Below are 17971 nucleotides of genomic sequence, written 5' to 3'. Positions count from 1 at the left end.
CCGCACAAGGTAAAATGGCTGCAACGGTATGATTGTGCTGCACGACGCCAAGAATAACAAGAAGACTGTCTGTGCGCCGCGCGTAAAGATTTCTATCATCAGTAAGGGTGTCATTATGACCAACGCAGTATCGCAACAGCAGGAAGACAAGGACGCGGTGTATGTTGCCTCGTTCGAGCATTTGCGCATGACGGATGTCGAATCCGTCGGCGGCAAGAACGCCTCCCTGGGCGAAATGATCAGCCAACTGGCGGAAGCCGGCGTGCGCGTGCCCGGTGGCTTTGCCACCACGGCGCAGGCATTCCGCGATTTCCTGTCATATAGCGCCAACGGCGGCTTGCCGCTGGCCGAACGCATCGCCCAGCGCCTCGAAGGGCTGAACATCGATGACGTGCGCTCGCTGGCGCAAGCCGGCGCCGAGATCCGTCAATGGATCGTGGAAACACCATTCCAGCCCCGCCTGGCCGCCGAAATCGACCAGTTCTACGCCAAGCTGGTGGCCGATTCCGATACCGAAATGTCGTTTGCCGTACGTTCCTCAGCCACGGCGGAAGACTTGCCGGACGCGTCTTTTGCTGGTCAGCAAGAAACCTTCCTGAACGTGGTCGGTATCGACAACGTGCTCGAGGCCATGAAGCAGGTGTTCGCGTCGCTGTACAACGACCGCGCCATCTCGTACCGCGTGCACAAGGGCTTTACGCACGCTGAAGTAGCCCTGTCGGCCGGCGTGCAGCGCATGGTGCGCTCCGACCTGGGCGCCGCCGGCGTGATGTTTACCATCGACACCGAATCGGGCTTCAAGGACGTGGTCTTCGTCACTTCCAGCTATGGCCTGGGCGAAACCGTGGTGCAGGGCGCCGTCAATCCCGACGAATTCTATGTGCACAAGCCGATGCTGGAAAAGGGCAAGTCGCCCGTGATCCGCCGCAATATCGGCTCGAAACTGCTGAAGATGGAATTCACGAATGAAGCGAAAGCCGGCCGTTCCGTGAAAACCGTCGATGTGCCTGTCGAAATGCGCAATCGCTACTCGCTGAACGACAGCGAAGTGGTGGAACTGGCCAAATACGCCGTCATCATCGAAAACCACTACGGCCGTCCGATGGACATCGAGTGGGGCAAGGATGGCCGCGACGGCAAGCTGTACATCCTGCAGGCGCGTCCTGAAACCGTCAAGTCGCAGCAAAAGGCGACCGACGTGCAAGAACGCTTCAAGTTGAAAAGCACCGGCACCGTGCTGACCTCCGGCCGCGCCATCGGCCAGAAGATCGGCGCCGGCCCCGTGCGCGTGATCCACGACCCGGCCGACATGGAGCGCGTCCAGCCAGGCGACGTGCTCGTTGCCGACATGACGGACCCGAACTGGGAACCGGTCATGAAGCGCGCTTCGGCCATCGTCACCAACCGTGGCGGCCGTACTTGCCACGCGGCAATTATCGCGCGTGAGCTGGGCGTTCCTGCCGTCGTCGGCTGCGGCAATGCCACCGACGTGCTGAAAGACGGCACCTTCGTCACCGTGGTGTGCTCCGAAGGCGACGAAGGCAAGATCTACGATGGCTTGCTGGAAACGGAAGTGTCGGAAGTGTCGCGCGGCGAATTGCCGAAGCTCGACACCAAGATCATGCTCAACGTGGGCAATCCGCAACTGGCGTTCGACTTCCAGTCCGTGCCGAATGCCGGCGTGGGCCTGGCGCGCCTGGAATTCATCATCAATAACAATATTGGTGTGCATCCGCGCGCGATCCTGGAATACCCGAACATCGACGCCGACCTGAAAAAGGCCGTGGAATCGGTGGCGCGCGGCCACGCTTCGCCAAAAGCGTTCTACATCGACAAGCTGGCCGAAGGCATCGCCACCATCGCCGCCGCGTTCTGGCCGAAAAAAGTCATCGTGCGCCTGTCCGACTTCAAGTCGAACGAGTACAAGAAGCTGATCGGCGGTTCGCGCTACGAGCCGGACGAAGAAAACCCGATGCTGGGCTTCCGCGGCGCGGCGCGCTACCTGTCGGCCGACTTCTCCGAAGCGTTCAACATGGAATGCGAAGCGATGAAGCGCGTGCGCAATGACATGGGCCTGACGAACGTGGAAATCATGGTGCCCTTCGTGCGCACCCTGGGCCAGGCCGAGAAAGTCATCGACTTGCTGGCGAAGAATGGCTTGAAGCGCGGCGAGAACGACTTGCGCGTCATCATGATGTGCGAAGTGCCGTCGAACGCCATCCTGGCCGACCAGTTCCTCGACCATTTCGACGGCTTCTCGATCGGTTCGAACGACCTGACCCAGCTGACCCTGGGCCTGGACCGCGATTCCGGCATGGAATTGCTGGCCGCCGACTTCGACGAGCGCGATCCTGCCGTGAAAGCCCTGCTGGCCCTGGCCATCAAGGCTTGCCTGGCACGCGGCAAGTACATCGGCATTTGCGGCCAGGGCCCTTCCGACCATCCGGACTTCGCCGTCTGGCTGATGGAGCAGGGCATCGAATCGATGTCGCTGAACCCGGACTCGGTGATCGACACCTGGCAAAAGCTCGCTGCGCTGAAAGCGTAAGCGTCTTGTCCGCCCTCTGAAAACCCGCTGCCGCTCACCCGGCAGCGGGTTTTTTTATGCCTGTCATGCGGCGCACGCCTGTATTCGATGGCATTGCGCCAGATCAGCTAAAATGATTCCACCAATACATTGAAACGGGAGTTCTCATGGCAAGCAAGAAACCGAGCAAAGTGGCAAAGATCGACATCGGCATTTCCGAGGCGGACCGCGCGAAGATTGCGGAAGGCCTGTCCGGCCTGCTGGCCGACAGCTACACCTTGTACCTGATGACCCATAATTTTCACTGGAACGTCAAGGGGCCGATGTTCAACACCCTGCACCTGATGTTCATGACGCAATACACGGAACAGTGGGCCGCGCTGGACCTGATCGCCGAGCGCATCCGCGCCCTCGGCTATCCTGCGCCCGGCACCTACAAGGAATTCGTCAAGCTGGCCTCGATCAAGGAAATCGACGGTGTGCCGCCAGCGCTGGACATGGTCAGCCACCTGGTATCGGCACAGGAAGCGACCGCGCGCACGGCGCGCCGCCTGTTCCCGCTGCTGGAAAAAGCCAATGACCAGCCGACGGCCGACCTGATCACGCAGCGCCTCGATTTGCATGAAAAGACGGCGTGGATGCTGCGCAGCCTGCTGGAAGAGTAATTGCCGGGCCTGCGGCGCTAATTCGCCCCTGCCTATTGACGCCATCAGGAATTGCGTTAGACTGCTTGTATATAGGTGTTTGGCAAGAATAATATCAGGCAGTAATACGCATTAAACCCCGTCGCTTATATAGGCTGCGGGGTTTTTTATTTTCGGATTCGCAAAGATGGAGGCATCATGGCTGAATGGGTAGGCTGGTTTGTGGCGGCTGGCGCGGTATTGATCCTGGAGCTGTTTACGGGCACGTTTTATTTGCTGATGATCGCCATCGGTATCAGTGCCGGAGGACTGGTGGCGCTGGCGGGCGGCAATGGCGGCTGGCAAGCCCTGACGGCCGCCATTGTCGGCGTGGCGGCCACCCTGTTATTGCGGCGCAGCCGTTTTGGCAAGGCGGCGCGGCGCGATGCGGCGCAGGATCCGAATGTCAATCTCGATATCGGCCAAAGCGTGGCGGTCGCGCATTGGGTCGATGGCGCGGCGCGCGTCATGTACCGCGGCGCCTTGTGGGATGTGGAACTGATTCCCGGCAGCGATACGCAAGCCGGCCATTACACCATACGCGCCGTGCGTGGCAGCCGTTTGATTGTTGGATAACCTGGAGAGTAGATTATGGAAGTAAGCATCGGAAGCATGTCGTTGATCTTGTTATTGCTGGCATTGGTATTTGTCTTCAAGACGGTCAATGTGGTACCGCAGCAGCATGCCTGGGTGGTGGAGCGCCTGGGCAAGTTCCATGCGGTATTGGGGCCTGGCTTGAATATCGTCGTGCCTTTTGTCGACCGTATCGCCTACAAGCACGTGCTCAAGGAAATTCCGCTCGACGTGCCGCCGCAGGTATGTATTACGCGCGACAATACGCAATTGCAGGTCGATGGCATTCTGTATTTTCAGATTACCGACGCCATGCGTGCTTCGTATGGCTCGTCGAATTATATCGCCGCCATTACGCAACTGGCGCAAACGACCTTGCGTTCGGTGATCGGTAAAATGGAACTCGACAAGACATTTGAAGAACGCGACCATATCAATACGGCCATCGTGAATGCCATCGATGAATCGGCGGCGAATTGGGGCGTCAAGGTATTGCGCTATGAAATCAAGGATTTGACGCCGCCCAAGGAAATCCTGCATGCGATGCAGGCGCAGATTACGGCTGAACGCGAAAAGCGCGCGCTGATTGCCGCCTCGGAAGGGCGCAAGCAGGAGCAGATCAATATCGCCAGCGGCGAGCGCGAAGCGGCGATTGCCCGCTCGGAAGGCGAAAAGCAGGCGTCGATCAACCGTGCCGAAGGCCAGGCCACGGCCATCGTCGCGCTGGCGCAAGCCAGTGCCGAGGCGCTGCGCCAGGTGGGCGCCGCCATCCGCGAGCCGGGCGGCGAAGATGCCGTCAACCTGAAAGTGGCCGAGCAGTATGTGGGCGCGTTCGCGCAATTGGCGAAAACAAATAACTCGATTATCGTGCCGGCCAATCTGGGCGATATGAGCGGTTTGATCGCCACGGCGATGCAGGTGGTGAAAACGCAAAAGCCGAAAAGCGGCGTGGCGATTCCCTGATTGCCTGGTGAATAGCAAACTCGTAGCAAGTTAGTCGTCAAAACTGCCCGCCATATCGCGGGCAGTTTTCATTTGCGCTGCTGGAATATATGCTGGCAACAAGGCTCGAGTATCTGCGTTCTAAATGGCAATGTTGAAAATATTTTCTTTATGCTATGCTATGCGCACTTTCGGGATTATATGCTGCCGTGCGACGCTTATCTTTTTGATTGAAGTAGAATCTGCTGCTCATGCATTGCGATGATTCAACCGATATCCGCGGCGGATACTTGGGTAGTGTTTGGGAGCCGATGCATCATTGGCGATAGTATTGCTCCCATGTATATTTTGAATTGCAATTTATGATTACTATAAATTGCAATGAGGTAGAAAGTGCTGCAAAATAAATACTGTCGATGGTGCTGCATTGAATCGCGATCGCACAAGGAAGGGAAGTCGGCGCAGACAGTCGGTCCGGCGCGATGTCCGCTCCCTGGATTGAAGACTTACATCATCTGAAGGTAAGGGAAGTCGGGTTTTTGGTAAGAGAATTGTAAAAAACAATCAAATCTCAAGAAAAATCACCTCAGTCGCGTTACAATTGGATAGAATTTAACTGTTCAGTTATATTTTTCAACTCACACAAGGAAATATCATGGATCTGTCCAGCTTATCCCTGTCCGAACTGCGCACCTTGCAGGACGACATCAAGAAGCAAATGAAGAAACGCGAACAGGACGATCTGTCCAAAGCGCGTGAACAAATCCTGGCAATCGCCCAGAGCGTTGGCGTTTCCGTAAAAGATCTGGTTGGTACCGGTATCCGCGCTAAAACCGGCACGGTCGCAGTACGCTATCGCAATCCGGATGATGCGACGCAGCAATGGACTGGCCGTGGCCGTCAACCGAAATGGGTCAAAGAGTGGACCGATTCGGGCAAGTCGCGCGATCTGCTGAAGGTTTGATCCTGAAGGTTTAACAAACCGTTCATTCGGATGCTTGTCCTGTGGAGTAGTACAGGTGTAGTACAAGGCAGCATGCAAGCATCCGGAACTTTCCTGATTAATCGTCTTTGGCCAGGCAGGCAAAGCTGATTCATTCGCTTATCTCCATGGTATTTTCGATAATATCTGTCTTATTCCCGCAGTATTTCTTCCTTTTCCTGTTTTCATCCCATTGCGCTGTGCATTTCCGTTTGCCGCAGGTACCGGCAAAATAAAACCCGGCATATAGCCGGGCTTGGTGGTATTGGCGCAGATCGCTGCGCGTGGTGCCGGATCAGCGGCGGTGCGACTTCATTGCCGCCTGCACTTCGCGCGCGCCGTCGCGGTCGCGTTCCGCTGCCCGCTTGTCGTGCTGTTTCTTGCCTTTTGCCAGGCCGATTTCGCATTTGACGCGGCCGCCCTTGTAGTGCAGGTTGAGCGGCACCAGCGTATAGCCGGAGCGTTCCACCTTGCCGATCAGTTTATCCATTTCCGTGCGGTGCAGCAGCAGCTTGCGCGTGCGTACGGCTTCCGGGTGGATGTGGGTAGAGGCGGTCGGCAGGGCGCTGATATGCGCGCCGAACAGGAAGAGTTCATCGCCGCGGACGACAACGTAGGCTTCCTTGATTTGTACGCGGGCGTCGCGGATGGCTTTGACTTCCCAGCCTTCCAGCACGATGCCGGCTTCGTAGCGATCCTCGATAAAGTAGTCGTGGAAGGCTTTTCTGTTGTCTGCTATGGTCATGAGATGGTAAATGTGCGCGGGTCGGTTAAACTACTGTCTCGCGCAAGCGCGATAAAATCAAATGTATCCAACATCATAGCAAATGGTTCTTCAATGGCAGTAGTACATAAATCAGTTTTTCTCGGCTATAGCGCCGAACAAATGTTCGCGCTGGTGGCGGCGGTGGAGGATTATCCCAAATTCCTGCCCTGGTGCGGTGCGGTCGAGATTCGCGAGCGGGGCGAGAACACGGTCGTCGCCAGCGTGGGCATACATTACCACGGCGTGCGCCAAAGCTTCACCACGTCCAACGAGAACGTGCCGCCGAGCTCCATCAAGATGAAGCTGGTGGACGGTCCTTTCAAGACCCTCGACGGCGTGTGGACCTTCAAGGCCCTGCGTGACGATGCGTGCAAGATCGAACTGGACCTGCACTACGAGTTTTCCAGCCGCGTGCTCGAGCAGATCATCGGCCCCGTCTTCGGCATGATCGCCAACAGCATGGTCGATTCCTTCTGCAAGCGCGCGGAGACGGTGTATGGCTGAAGTGAGCATCCAGGTGCAAGTCTGCCATGCTTTGCCGGATAGCAGCTTCCTGCGCACCTTGACGGTGGCTGCAGGCGCCACCATCGGGCAGGCGGTGGAGCAGAGCGGCTTGCTGCAGGAAGTCCCCGGCATCGACCTGGCCGTGAATATGGTCGGCATCTATGGCAAGAAGAAGCCATTGGACACCGTCTTGCGCGAGCATGACCGGATCGAGGTGTACCGTCCGCTGCAGGCGGACCCGAAAGAAGCGCGCCGCCGGCGTGCCAGCGGCAAGCCCGCCAAGACCTGACGGGTCTGGAAGGGGGCAGGGCTGCGGCTGGCGGCTGGCCCTGGCGGGACATTTTTTTGCTATTTCCAAATATCTTTTCTATGCTGCAAGGACGGAGGGCGCTTTTTTCTGTATAACTTGCTTTTATCCACCACAAGCTAGTATCCATGCGGGTTCCAGCCATTTCGCAATACGCATGGGCGAAACGTGGGCGAAAATCTAAGCGACTCCTGCCTTTAACCCATCCGTCATTTTGCAGTATTGATCCGGCAACACGCCACCCTCCTGTTCAACCCATCGGCCATACGTTCGTGTGATCATTGTCGTATCGGTGTGGCCCATTTGCTTTGCCACGTACATCGCGTTAGCGCCCGTCGAAAGCAACGTCGACGCGAAGGTGTGCCTCGTTTGATACGGATTCCGGTAGCGAACCTGGGCCTTCTTGATCATTGCCGCCCAAAAGAGGCTCAGGCGCTGCGTGTTGTCCCAGCCCTGGCCAGTGGCCGGATCAAGGAACACCAGGCCGCCAGCGAGGAAGCTATGTTGTTTCTGTGCAACCAGCGCATCGACGGCGCCGCGCCGCAGGTCGACCAGGCGGCGGCCGGCGCGCGTCTTTAGCTCCTCGCGGGACTCGCCCATCACGCGCGAACGCTCAACTTTCGCTTTGAACCCGGCCCAGTCGATCGATTCCCAGCGAAGCGCGATGTACTCGCTCGGGCGCATTCCCGTGAAGAAGGCAAACTGAAAGACGTTCCTGGCCTGGCCCTGAGCCGCCCCGAGGATGGCCGCAATCTCCTGGGCGGAAAACGGATCCACCTCGTATTCCGCCTTATACGCGTCGCGGTCTAATGTCTTTTGCAATTTCACCCGGTCCAGCGGATTGCTGTCGATCAGGTCGTCGTTTATCGCAAGCTCGAGCGCGCCGCGCAGAGGGATGAGAATTTGACGCACCGAGGTGGCCTTCAGCGAAAGATCGACGATCCACGTGCGCAGCGCGGCCGGCGTAAGTTCGGTGAGCAGGGTGTCGCCCCATTGCTCCAACAGAATTTTGTTGAGCACGCGCTTGTAGCTTTTCAACGTGCTCGGCGCGAGGATGCGCTCATAGACTTCGAACTGCTGTTTAAGCAGGTCACCGACGGTTACATCCTTGCCCCGAGGTTCCAAGCCGAACTTTTTCAGCTGCGTCGAATCAGGGAAGTATTTGGCATAACTGAAATTTCCCAGCGCGATAGCGTTCAGGATCTCGCCGCGTAGCCGCTCGGCGTATTTGATGTTTGCCTTGCTGTGCGCGAGCTTCAGCGTTTCCCTGCACTCGGTGCCCCGGTACATGAATTTTATGCGGATCGATTCGCTTTGGACGCCCGACCGGAGTTCGACGCCTGGCGGACCGGACTTGTTTGTTCCCATTTTGCTACCCATTCTTCTACTGCCGGCAGGTTGATCCACAGCCGGCCATCCACAATTTTGCATTGATTGCCATCGAGCCATTTGCCAGCCTTGCGGCGGGCCTGCACGGAATCGACGGAATCGCCTGATATTTCGACGTAGCGCTCCAGCTTTACCCAAGTAAGGGGTTGGTGCGCACGCTCGATTGCGGCAACCATCCTGGCCACCACGTCGTGCTCGCTCATGTTCATGGCGCACTCCCATCCGCCTTACTGACAGCGATAGCGGCCAAGCCAACAACTCGCGTTGGCGTCTTGATGTACCCGCTGTTCATTTCCACGTTTTCCAGGCTTTCGTGGCTGTAGACGACGCGGCCATTCAGATCTAACGCGGCGTAAAGGACGGCATGCGGGTTTGCTTCGCCCTGAATCGCTGGGGCGGCCGGCGCTGCAGCGAGCATGGCGCGGAACACAGCATTGCCAGTCCAAATTTTATTGATGGCCGTGGTGTCGATCCGCACAGCCTGCGCGCCAGCGGCCTGCATGGCGTCATTTGGCTCGGCGGGTACCAGCTTCCAGCCATCCGGCACGGCCAGGTGCTGCGGCGCTGCGGCGACTGAAGGGGGCGCGGCCTGCTCCAGCGCGTCAATACTATCGTTGTTGATCATTCTGCATGCTCCAAAAAAGTTATTTCGCCGGGCTGGCGCGGTGTCGCGTCGCCCATCAGGTAAATCACGGAAGACACGCCGCCGCCCAGGACCTGGGCGCCCATGGCGCGCAGGTGGTGCTGCTTGCCGTCGAATAGCACGGGCTGGCAGGTGTGGATCGCGCGCAGCACGGCGCGGTCCAGCTTGTAGGCGGCCTCGGCCGGGGTTTCCGGCGGCGCCGGGCTGCGGCTACTCACGTCGCCGCCGGCGCCGGGCGGACAAAGTACGCCACGGGACCATCGTCCTCGGTGTCGAAGATGGCCAGCAGGAACCAGTCTGCGCCGGCTGGCGTGGTGGGCTGCCACTCCTTCAGTGCGTCGGTATCGTCGTCCATGTAGCGCCCGCAAAGCGGTGCGGCATCGATCTCCATCCAGACGCGGGTGACTTCGACGCCGCATTCCGCCAACCAGGCGCTGAAAGCTACGGCACTGTCATCGTCCGGCGAGTTGACCAGGGCAGGGTGGAAGTAGCTGCCATCCTCACGGCGCTCGACTTGCACGGCTTCGATAATTGTTTTCATATTTGCCTTTCAGGTTGTCGCGGCCAAGACGCCCGCCAGGGTCGCCGCCACGTAAATCAGGATCAGCGCCGCCGCCAGGCGCGCGGCACCGGGGCTGCGCTCGCTGTTCGGCACTTCGTCGTCATCGGTCATGCTGCCTCCGTGGTGGGCATCTTGATGCCGCGCCAGGCGTAGAAAGCTGGCCTGTCATCAGGTGAGATGCGCATGCAGTCTTCGCCGAACGTAAAGGTCGCGTCGTGCTGCGCGCCTGGAAACTTGAAGTAGAGGAGCGCCTGGGCGTGGCCCAGTCTGTCAGGTCCCTGCAGTGGCGCGCGGCTTACCCAAACGCTTCCGATCGCGCAGTCCGGATACATGAGCGAGAAGAATTCAATTAGGGCCGCTTGTGCAGCCTTTTGGGCGCGCCGCTCGACAAATTCACCCATCACGCAGCCATGGCTGCAGTAGACGGCCTCGCCGTCCGTGATGACTTCCAGGTGCTCGTGCTCCTCACCTTCGTCCTCGGCTTCCTGCTGCATGTCGTCGCTGACGCGCTGGCTGCAGTGGTGGCACTCGAACCACCAGCCATGCTCTATCAGCACCGCATGTGGCACCGGACCAGGTGCGTACTGGTCAAATTGCGGCTTCCGCTGGCAGTGCTCGACCTCGTTAAAGCCGCAGTCCAGCTCGTTGGCCCCTTCGCGACGCGCGGCGGCGCTGCTGGTGGCAAAGCGGATAACGCAGTGGCCCTCGTTAGGCTCGCGCACTTCATAGGCAAGCAACAGCTTCATGTCGCCACCCGCTTGAACTCGATCACCCACACCCACGGGTTGGCCGCCCAGCTGCCGGCGCCGTTGATGGATTCCCACAGGTGGCTGAAGTGCTCGCTCGGTGTCGCGTGGTAGTTGTAACTCGGAATGACGCCATGGCCACCAGGCGTGCCTTCGGCGCGTGCGTCGGCGTCGCTGCAGTCATTCAGACGCTCGACACGCACCGACACGATCTCCAGCAGGATCCGGCTCGCCACGCGAGGCATGTGGATGCTTGGGCGCCATCGCGGACGCGCAAGATCGCCAACACATTCGGTCGCCGGCCAGCCGCCAGGGCGGTTGGTGTTGCCCGCCGGCAGATCGGCGCGGTACTCGATGCGGCATTCGGACAGCGGACGCTGGTGTTCGTCAGGGGGGACATAGCCGAACGTTTCACGCACCCACAGCCGGTCGCCATGCCCGCCGTGCGGGCAAGCGTCGCCAGCCATGCCATGGGCGCCAGGCGCACGCGTATCGGCGACGCTCACCATCGACTGGAATGCGTTGCAAGGCCACTGGTAGTCACCTGGGCGATGCGGCACTGGTTCCGGCTGCGGCTTCATGATTCGGCGTGTCTGGGTCTTGCTGCCATCGAGTACGGCGCGCACCATGGCGCCGTTCATGAGGATAGGATGCTCTTTCACTTTCCCTCCGATTCAATGCGCAGCAGGCCACTGCCCGTCACGTGGTCCAGCACCGTCTTGCCATCACCGAGCAGGATCTGGCCGAGGAATGCACCTTCGAAGGTCAAGATCCCGACCTCGATGGCCGTGACCTGACCCTTGATCCAGTCGCGCAGGATCGAGCAGACGCTGATCTTGGCCTGGGCCAGCGCGGTCGCCTCGTGCTGCGTCTTGTTTGCCTTCATCCGATTCGAGTGCGGGTGCGCCTTCAGCCAGGCCGCCGCGTAGCCGCGGTAGCTGGCCTTTACGGACACATCCTTGCCGCGATGGCTGAACTGCACTAGCAGCTCGCCGGCTTCGTTGTCGGTCATGGTGCCGAAGCGCGCGCATCCGAAGCGCGTCAGCACCTTGCCGATCTCGTCCAGCGCGTTGGCGCCGCTGGTGGCGTTTTCGTAGGGGAGACTCATGTTATTATTGCCTTTTTCTAAACTTGCAATGCAAAGGGTGCTATGGATTGGATGCAATTTGTTTCGAGCGTTATCGCTGCACTCGCATGGCCAATAGCTGTTGTGGTCATCGTTTTTGTCTTTAAAGAGGCATTACTTGCTCGGTTACCAAATTTATTGAAGGTGACTCTGCCTGGCGGAATCGAAGCTGAGTTCTCCAAAGATTTGGCCGAGGTCGAGGCGGTGAGCCAGGCGGCATTGCAAGGACCAGCCGCCGCACGGCCTGTTTTGCCAACAGTTGAAGAGCTTCCGCTCAGCACAATTGATGTACCTATCAATACAATTGAATTTATTGGTGAATCAAACGACAACCTTGCCTTGAGGGCCAATCCGACTGGCGTGGTTATGGAGAGTTGGAAGGCTCTCGAAAGTAAGCTTCGCTTCATTTGTAAAAAGCTTGCTCCAGATGTCACATTTGCTGGATCGACGTCCGGAATGCAATTTATTAAACTTCTGAAGAGTAAAAATTTCCTCGACAGTCGGCAATCGTCCACCCTAGACAATTTGATGAAACTTAGAAATATGGCAGCCCATTCTGATGATCCAATCAGCGAAGAGAGTGCGGCTAAATTCCGAGAATTCGCCGAAGACATCTCGATTGAACTGGTAGCCAAGTTGAATAATTTCCTAAGACAATAATTCTTAACTGACTGCAGTTCTGCTTCCAATTTGCTGTAAGACGCTTCGATCGCCCTTGGAAGTGGCTACGCTGACCACGCCACCGCCCTCCATTGCCTCGATCAGTCTCGCGGCTCGGTTATAACCGATGCAGAGGTGGCGCTGGACAAGTGCGATGGAGGCGCGCCGACTGGTGCGCACCACCTCTACGGCCTGGTCGTACAGCGGATCGGTCGTGCTGCCGTCGCCTGGCGGCACGGTGCCGGGCGCTTGGCCGTTCAATTCCAGTACTACGCGCTGCTCGCGCACAGGCTCGTGGCCTTTGGCCGGCGTCGCGTCGACGGTCGGGTGCTCCGCAGGCGCCAACGCATCCACTTCGCCGCCCAGCACCTCGACCAGATCGGCCAGCATCTTCGCCAGCTCGCCCGTCATCAGCGCCATGTCGCTGTCGAAGCGCTCGTCGTCGTTGCGCGTGGCGCTTTCCTTGATGATCTCCAGCGGCTTGACGGACTTGATGGCCAGCGACTCGTCCAGCACGAAGCTGATCTTGTCGCTCCAGGTCATGGCCAGGCGTGTGCACTGCTTGCCGGCGGCGATGTGGCGGCGGATATCGTCCGCTTCCAGGGTGTGGCGCTTGTAGGCCACCTGGGCCTTGCTTTCGCCCGTGGCGCGCATGATCGCGTCCTGGTCGACCGTGAAGCCTGCCGGGGATTCGTCCACCTGCAGCCATTCCGTCATCGCGCCAACCGGCGAGCGCATGACGCGCAGGCTTTCCAGCGGGAGCTTGTCGACGGATTTCAGCAGCAGCTTTACCACTTCGTCTGCCTTGGCCGGGCTGGCCGCGTCTACCACCAGCCAGCCGTTGACCGGGTCGATCCACACGGCCGTGGTGCTGAGGATGGCGAACGCGCGCGGCAGGAGCTCGTCGGTGACGCGCTCCTTCAGTTCCTTCATGGCCTTCTTGCCGGGCGCGAAACCCTGGGCCTCTTCCAGTTCCAGCGCGCGGGCGGCGGCCACCTGGTTGATCACGGTTGATGGCAACAGCTTCTTCTCGGTTTTCAGCTGCAGCAGGAACTGGCCGCCGACGGCGTGCACCAGCGGCTCGCCGGCGCCGCGCGGCGCGGCCCAGCCTTGGCGCACAAGATCCATGCTTGTGGCGGGCGTGAAGGCCTGGCGCTCGAGCATGCTGTTCAGCTCCGGGGCGCTCATGGGCCAGTTTGCGGGCAGGCGGTAGACTTGAAGATTCTTGAAAAACATGGCGATTCCTTATTCTGAGAACACGACGCCGCGCGTGGCACCGAAGGCATACAAAAATTCAATGAACTGCGCGGCTTCCTTGACGTAAAAGTCGCTGGTCTGGACGCCCAGCTGCACGATCCGGCGCCCGTCGAAGCTGGGCGTCACGCGCCCGTCGTGGTGCAGCGGTGTGCCGGCCAGGCGCATTTCGTCGGCAAACTCGTCCACCAGCAGCCGCTTCATGTCATCTGCATCCCACTTGCGCCCGATGTGCTCGACCTGCTTGGCGATCTCCCCGATCATGGCGTGATACTTTTCTTCCTGGGCGCGCTTCTTCTTCGGCTCGGAAAACACCACCATCCAGCCAGGCGGTGCGGTCTTGGCAAATTCAACCGCCCGGCGCCGGGCCTCGTCGTGCACGAGGAAGTAGGTTTGCTTCGTCATGGTGGCGATCCTGCGGCCGTACTGGCCGGCGGCAGCGGCGTCACGCGTCCCAGGTCATAGCAGCCTCTGATGCCATCCAGCCAGATGACTGCGGTGTGGCCGCTGAGAACCTGGGCTTCGCTGACGGTGATCGTCTTGCGGACCTCGCCGCTGTCCAGTTCGACGCTGACGGCGGCGCCGACCTGGTGCGCAGCATTGAACTTGTCGCAAGCAGCCTGGAGCTTGGCAGTCGCCTGTGCCTGGCGTTCGGCGCGGGTGGTCATGCTGCGCCGCCCAGGTCCGCCACGTCGATCACGATGCCGCGGCAGTACGGCTCGCCGTCTTCCACGATTTCGAAGGTGGCGTGCGGCACGTCGGTACGGTAAGTCCAGCTGTAGCCGTCCTCCTTGGCCCACAAGGCATCCACGGCGCGCACCTGCGGCGCCCGGGCGAAATAGTCCTTGAGTGCATCGTCGTCGTGCTGGATATCCTCGCGGAACGGCAGCAAGCCCTTGGCGTCGAGCAGTGCAATGGTCGGCGCGCCGCGCTCGTCGTCCACGAAGCCACGGAACTCCATCAGGTCATCGCTGGCGCCGAAGATCACGATCAGGCCGGCCGCCTTGGCCTGCTGCTCTTCTTCCTTGACCATTTCGCGTCCGTATTCGCGGCCCGTCAGCAGGCCGGCCAGCAGTTCCTTGCTCAGCTTGACTGGGGTGGCTTCGGCCAAACTGGCCGGTTTGACGGCCGGCTGCGGCGCGGTGTGGTTGAAAGCCGACTGATCGATCTTCGAGTAGGGAAACTGAGCAGCAAACTTCTTAATGCGCTGGATAAAGAACGAGCCTTGCGATTCGGCGCCCAGGAATTCAGCGAACAGATCGGCGCTGAAATTCTGGTAGTGGTAAATGTCGCTTTGGCCGGTCAACTTCTTCGGGTGGAACTGGATGGCCAGCACGTTCAGTTCAGGCACGTGGCCGATGGCTGCAAACTGGCTGGACTCGACCTGGTGCATGACGATTTGAGGGATGGTGCTCACAATGTTCTCCTAGTAAAGGTTGGGGCGGTGGTTATGCGGCTTCGGTGATCAGGCCGGCGCGCGCGGCAGCAAAGTCGAACTTGGCCAGGCGGTCGATGGCCTCGGCCGCCGTCAGGCCGAACTGGTCGAACATCACATCGAGGATGTCGCTGTCGGATGGGTAGAGGTCATCGGCAGCGGCGTCGAGCAGGTCAGGTGCTGGCGCTGGGCGGCTCGGCGCCGGTGCGGCGGCTGCCGGCGCGCGGCGGAGACCGATAGGGGCGGCCGGCGCGGGCGCGGCAACCTGCGCGGCGGGTGCGGCGGCGCGCTCGCCTGCGATCTGCGAAGCTTGCTCTGCCAGTTGGCGCTGCGTATCGGCGGCCGCGCGCTCGCGTTCGGCCTGCGCCGCCTCTGCCGCGAGGCGGTCAGATTCGACTTGGGCCAGGCGGATAGTTTCGGCGGCTGCCTTTTCTGCCTTCACGCGCTCCTCTTCGCGGATCCGGGCGCGCTCGGCTTCAGCCTTTGCTTCCTCGGCGCGCTTGTGGTCGGTGATGCGGCTCGTAATGACGAGCTGGAAGTCTTCCATGGGCTTGCCGATGATGTTGGCCATGTCCATGAACAGAAAGCCGTAGGTCGCGGCGTGCTCGCGGCACCAGGCCTGCTTGGCGCGGTAGTCAGCGGCTTGCGTGTTGGCTGCAATCTTGGCATTGGCCAGCGTGGTACTGACGGCATCGCGCAGGCTGCCGAGGGTGCGTTTGTTCTTCATGGCGCCTGCGAAATCCGGCTGGGGCTGCTGCAGGCGCAGCGGCGTGATTTCGGCCTCGAGCGCGGTGATATGCGCAGTGAAGGCGTGCCGGCCTTCGTTCAGGATAGTTTCCTTGATCTGTTCCTTGCGGGTTTTTACCAGCTTTTCCAGTTCCAGGCGCTTGGCGCGGAACTGTGCCTTGATGTGGTCGACCGTGCGCATCACTTCGTCAATGGTCGCGGTCTGCGCCAGGGCGGCGGCCTTGGCCAGTTCCAGCTTGTCTTCCGCCTCGCCGCAATACTTGACGGTGTTTTCGGCATTGGCGAAGTCCTCGTCGGTTTCCAGCTTGGTGTTGATCTTGGCAATGAACTTCTCGGCGGCGGCCTTGTACGCTACCAAATTGCTGCTGACGACCTTGCCTTCGGTCTGGACGACCAGAGCGGGCAGGGCGGCGATCGGTTCAGCGGCCGGCTTCTCGGCAATGTCCACCTGCGTGTAGTTTGCGACGTCGATATCGAACTGCTCCCAGCCGGCGACGATACGCGCGAACCAGGCGGTGTCCGGATACACCCACATCCAGACCATGTTTTCCTCGGTGCCATCGGACGTCATGAAGAGCCATTTCTCGGCGCCGGTCACCAGCAACTGCTGCTGGACCTGTGGCTGGTGCTCTTCCGGCAGCACGTCGGCGCGAACTGATGCCGCCAGCTCTGCATTCCATTGCTTGTGCTCGAAGCCGATGGTCTCGGCCATGTTCAGGCCGTCGCACGAGGCGCTTTCGCGGCCCAGCGACAGGGTGGCTGGATAGAGCTCGTCGCCGATGATTCGTTCGGCGAACGGGCGCGCCAGCGCTTCGACTTCGTGGCCATAGTCCAGGATGTTTTCCTGCACCCAGTCGCTAAATTCCTTGGCCAGGCCGGTGGCCTTCATGCGCACCAGTTCGCTGCGAGTGACCTTCTTCGACAGGCCCAGCATCGCGGCTGCCTCGCTGGCGCCGTGGTGGTCGAAGCGGAAGGCGTGCCAGTCGTCGCTGCCCTGCAGCAGGTTGTGGATTTCGCGGGTGAGCGTGTTTTCGTGTTGCATGATGTGTCCTAGATAGTTTTATTGTTGGGTGTGGCGATTACTCGTTTTCGTGCGACCAGCTGTCGATGGTCAGTTTTTGTGCCTCGGTGAAGGTTGCGCGGGTGCTGAGCATTGCGATCAGCTGCGCCGGCGTTTTCTTCTTGCTCAGGATGGTCTGACGCCATTCCGGCGTTTTTTGTTTGAACAGCTCGTCGGTGCATTCCGGCAACTGATCGATGGTGCGGTCATCTGCCGCCGGCGCGGCCGGCGTGATATCGCGCATTTCGCGGTTCGTTTCCTCAAGCTCGTCGGGCGTATAGACGCCCAGGATCACGTCCGGGGCGTACAACCGGCTCCAGCGCTTCACGGCGAGGTAGGCCAATTGCTGGCGTGGATCGGTCGCCCAAAGCGGCGAGTTGCGCACAGTGGCCTGGACCAGCAGCAGCTCGAGATAGCGCGGCTCGCTTTCGCCGCGCAACGTCGCCCAGATGCGCACGCCGCAGCCTTCTTCGTCTTGCATGGGATAGTCCGGCACGCGGTATTGATAAGCTTTTTTGTAATCCTTATCACCCGGCTTGCCCTTGGCAGCCGCCTCGCAGACGCGCGTTTTGCCAATGATTTTTTCCCACGTCCCGAACCACTCGTAATTGAACCGATCGCGGGTGACGCCGCTAGACTGGATGGCAGCGTTCACCAGCTGCCCTTCGTATCCGAGCGTGCCGTTCACCAAGTGCGTCTTCTGCGCCACTGCGAACGGATTCATCTTCCACTGCATGGCCTGCATGACGACAGCAGCGCAGTCGGCCGAACTTCCCTTTAGGTGATCCGGGATGGTTGAGCGGCCCTTGGCCATGATGTCGGCCAGGCGAATGATGCTATCCATGCTTGCAACGTCGAGGATCAGGGACGCGCTGCTGGTGCTGGCCACCGACAAATCGGCCTGATCGTACTGCGCTGTTTGCAGGGCCGTTTGACCCTCTTTGGTTGCTGCGTTCATGACTTTTTCCTTGTGAGTTTTATGATTTCTGCCTTCAACAGCGCCAGGCGGACGGCGTAGACGATGGCGTGGCCGGCATGCCAGTTGCGCAGGGCCTGGCTGGCCAC

Annotated in this window: 24 protein-coding genes and 1 pseudogene; 8 read left to right on the top strand and 17 right to left on the bottom strand. The window is 59.8% G+C overall.

Annotation, left to right across the window (positions count from 1 at the left end):
* The first annotated feature begins 115 nt into the window (after positions 1–115).
* From ppsA to OX460_RS07780, 5 genes are all read left to right on the top strand, one after another.
* Complete coding sequence (gene ppsA / locus OX460_RS07800) at positions 116–2548, top strand: phosphoenolpyruvate synthase (protein WP_077409088.1); 2433 nt, start codon at positions 116–118, stop codon at positions 2546–2548.
* A gap of 146 nt (positions 2549–2694) precedes the next feature.
* On the top strand, positions 2695–3192 hold the full coding sequence (locus OX460_RS07795) for a Dps family protein (RefSeq protein ID WP_034752224.1): 498 nt from the start codon (positions 2695–2697) through the stop codon (positions 3190–3192).
* 177 nt (positions 3193–3369) lie between these two features.
* Entirely contained in the window at positions 3370–3786 is a 417-nt protein-coding gene (locus OX460_RS07790; protein WP_099664321.1) for an NfeD family protein, read from the top strand.
* A gap of 15 nt (positions 3787–3801) precedes the next feature.
* On the top strand, positions 3802–4746 hold the full coding sequence (locus OX460_RS07785; protein WP_099664320.1) for a stomatin-like protein: 945 nt from the start codon (positions 3802–3804) through the stop codon (positions 4744–4746).
* Between the two features lie 634 nt (positions 4747–5380).
* Positions 5381–5689 (top strand): H-NS histone family protein, encoded by a 309-nt coding sequence (locus tag OX460_RS07780; protein WP_010397665.1) that lies wholly within the window; start codon positions 5381–5383, stop codon positions 5687–5689.
* A 313-nt stretch (positions 5690–6002) separates the two neighbouring features.
* Here the strand turns inward: OX460_RS07780 and smpB are convergent, their stop codons facing one another.
* The gene (gene smpB, locus OX460_RS07775; RefSeq protein ID WP_034752217.1) at positions 6003–6452 is read right to left on the bottom strand and encodes an SsrA-binding protein SmpB; all 450 of its coding nucleotides are present in this window, start codon (positions 6450–6452) and stop codon (positions 6003–6005) included.
* Between the two features lie 93 nt (positions 6453–6545).
* Here smpB and OX460_RS07770 point away from each other — a divergent pair, with 93 nt between their 5' ends.
* Together OX460_RS07770 and OX460_RS07765 are read left to right on the top strand one after the other, a co-directional pair.
* Positions 6546–6977 (top strand): type II toxin-antitoxin system RatA family toxin, encoded by a 432-nt coding sequence (locus OX460_RS07770; protein ID WP_251349113.1) that lies wholly within the window; start codon positions 6546–6548, stop codon positions 6975–6977.
* Positions 6970–7266 (top strand): RnfH family protein, encoded by a 297-nt coding sequence (locus OX460_RS07765; RefSeq protein WP_251349112.1) that lies wholly within the window; start codon positions 6970–6972, stop codon positions 7264–7266. The genes OX460_RS07770 and OX460_RS07765 overlap by 8 nt, the downstream gene beginning before the upstream one ends.
* A gap of 198 nt (positions 7267–7464) precedes the next feature.
* On the opposite strand, the gene OX460_RS07760 is transcribed toward OX460_RS07765, so the two are convergent.
* The 9 genes from OX460_RS07760 to OX460_RS07720 are packed head-to-tail and all read right to left on the bottom strand — an operon-like array spanning position 7465 to position 11732.
* On the bottom strand, positions 7465–8574 hold the full coding sequence (locus OX460_RS07760) for a DUF3596 domain-containing protein (protein WP_289898325.1): 1110 nt from the start codon (positions 8572–8574) through the stop codon (positions 7465–7467).
* A gap of 5 nt (positions 8575–8579) precedes the next feature.
* A complete protein-coding gene (locus OX460_RS07755) occupies positions 8580–8882 on the bottom strand; it encodes a hypothetical protein (RefSeq protein ID WP_289898324.1) in 303 nt (100 codons plus the stop codon).
* Positions 8879–9298 carry a hypothetical protein gene (locus OX460_RS07750; RefSeq protein ID WP_289898323.1) on the bottom strand — a complete coding sequence of 140 codons (420 nt, stop codon included), beginning with the start codon at positions 9296–9298 and terminating at the stop codon, positions 8879–8881. Before OX460_RS07750 ends, OX460_RS07755 begins: the two co-directional genes overlap by 4 nt.
* Positions 9295–9534 (bottom strand): hypothetical protein, encoded by a 240-nt coding sequence (locus OX460_RS07745; RefSeq protein WP_289898322.1) that lies wholly within the window; start codon positions 9532–9534, stop codon positions 9295–9297. The genes OX460_RS07750 and OX460_RS07745 overlap by 4 nt, the downstream gene beginning before the upstream one ends.
* Positions 9531–9857, bottom strand: coding sequence for a hypothetical protein (locus OX460_RS07740; RefSeq protein WP_289898321.1), 327 nt, complete (start codon positions 9855–9857; stop codon positions 9531–9533). The genes OX460_RS07745 and OX460_RS07740 overlap by 4 nt, the downstream gene beginning before the upstream one ends.
* A gap of 9 nt (positions 9858–9866) precedes the next feature.
* Positions 9867–9989: a hypothetical protein gene (locus OX460_RS07735; RefSeq protein ID WP_289898320.1), complete on the bottom strand. Its 123-nt coding sequence runs from the start codon at positions 9987–9989 to the stop codon at positions 9867–9869.
* Positions 9986–10624 carry a hypothetical protein gene (locus OX460_RS07730; RefSeq protein WP_289898319.1) on the bottom strand — a complete coding sequence of 213 codons (639 nt, stop codon included), beginning with the start codon at positions 10622–10624 and terminating at the stop codon, positions 9986–9988. The genes OX460_RS07735 and OX460_RS07730 overlap by 4 nt, the downstream gene beginning before the upstream one ends.
* On the bottom strand, positions 10621–11286 hold the full coding sequence (locus OX460_RS07725) for a hypothetical protein (protein WP_289898318.1): 666 nt from the start codon (positions 11284–11286) through the stop codon (positions 10621–10623). The genes OX460_RS07730 and OX460_RS07725 overlap by 4 nt, the downstream gene beginning before the upstream one ends.
* Positions 11283–11732 (bottom strand): hypothetical protein, encoded by a 450-nt coding sequence (locus OX460_RS07720; protein WP_289898317.1) that lies wholly within the window; start codon positions 11730–11732, stop codon positions 11283–11285. The genes OX460_RS07725 and OX460_RS07720 overlap by 4 nt, the downstream gene beginning before the upstream one ends.
* A gap of 42 nt (positions 11733–11774) precedes the next feature.
* Here OX460_RS07720 and OX460_RS07715 point away from each other — a divergent pair, with 42 nt between their 5' ends.
* On the top strand, positions 11775–12410 hold the full coding sequence (locus OX460_RS07715) for a hypothetical protein (RefSeq protein WP_289898316.1): 636 nt from the start codon (positions 11775–11777) through the stop codon (positions 12408–12410).
* Between the two features lie 3 nt (positions 12411–12413).
* Here the strand turns inward: OX460_RS07715 and OX460_RS07710 are convergent, their stop codons facing one another.
* The 7 genes and pseudogenes from OX460_RS07710 to OX460_RS07680 form a co-directional block, all read right to left on the bottom strand.
* Positions 12414–12647, bottom strand: coding sequence for a DNA translocase FtsK (locus tag OX460_RS07710; protein WP_289898425.1), 234 nt, complete (start codon positions 12645–12647; stop codon positions 12414–12416).
* Between the two features lie 108 nt (positions 12648–12755).
* A pseudogene (locus tag OX460_RS07705) lies at positions 12756–13646 on the bottom strand (recombination-associated protein RdgC); the annotation flags it as partial.
* A gap of 9 nt (positions 13647–13655) precedes the next feature.
* On the bottom strand, positions 13656–14069 hold the full coding sequence (locus tag OX460_RS07700; protein WP_289898315.1) for a recombination protein NinB: 414 nt from the start codon (positions 14067–14069) through the stop codon (positions 13656–13658).
* The gene (locus OX460_RS07695; protein WP_289898314.1) at positions 14066–14332 is read right to left on the bottom strand and encodes a hypothetical protein; all 267 of its coding nucleotides are present in this window, start codon (positions 14330–14332) and stop codon (positions 14066–14068) included. The genes OX460_RS07700 and OX460_RS07695 overlap by 4 nt, the downstream gene beginning before the upstream one ends.
* Positions 14329–15081, bottom strand: a complete 753-nt coding sequence (locus OX460_RS07690; RefSeq protein ID WP_289898313.1) for a KTSC domain-containing protein — start codon at positions 15079–15081, stop codon at positions 14329–14331. Before OX460_RS07690 ends, OX460_RS07695 begins: the two co-directional genes overlap by 4 nt.
* A gap of 31 nt (positions 15082–15112) precedes the next feature.
* On the bottom strand, positions 15113–16888 hold the full coding sequence (locus OX460_RS07685; RefSeq protein ID WP_289898312.1) for a YqaJ viral recombinase family protein: 1776 nt from the start codon (positions 16886–16888) through the stop codon (positions 15113–15115).
* A gap of 37 nt (positions 16889–16925) precedes the next feature.
* A complete protein-coding gene (locus tag OX460_RS07680; protein ID WP_289898311.1) occupies positions 16926–17864 on the bottom strand; it encodes a RecT family recombinase in 939 nt (312 codons plus the stop codon).
* Between the last annotated feature and the right edge of the window lie 107 nt (positions 17865–17971).

The organism is Janthinobacterium sp. SUN033, from assembly GCF_030397595.1.
GTDB classification, from domain to species: Bacteria; Pseudomonadota; Gammaproteobacteria; order Burkholderiales; family Burkholderiaceae_D; genus Janthinobacterium; species Janthinobacterium kumbetense.
This window is presented reverse-complemented; position numbering and strand designations above follow the sequence as displayed.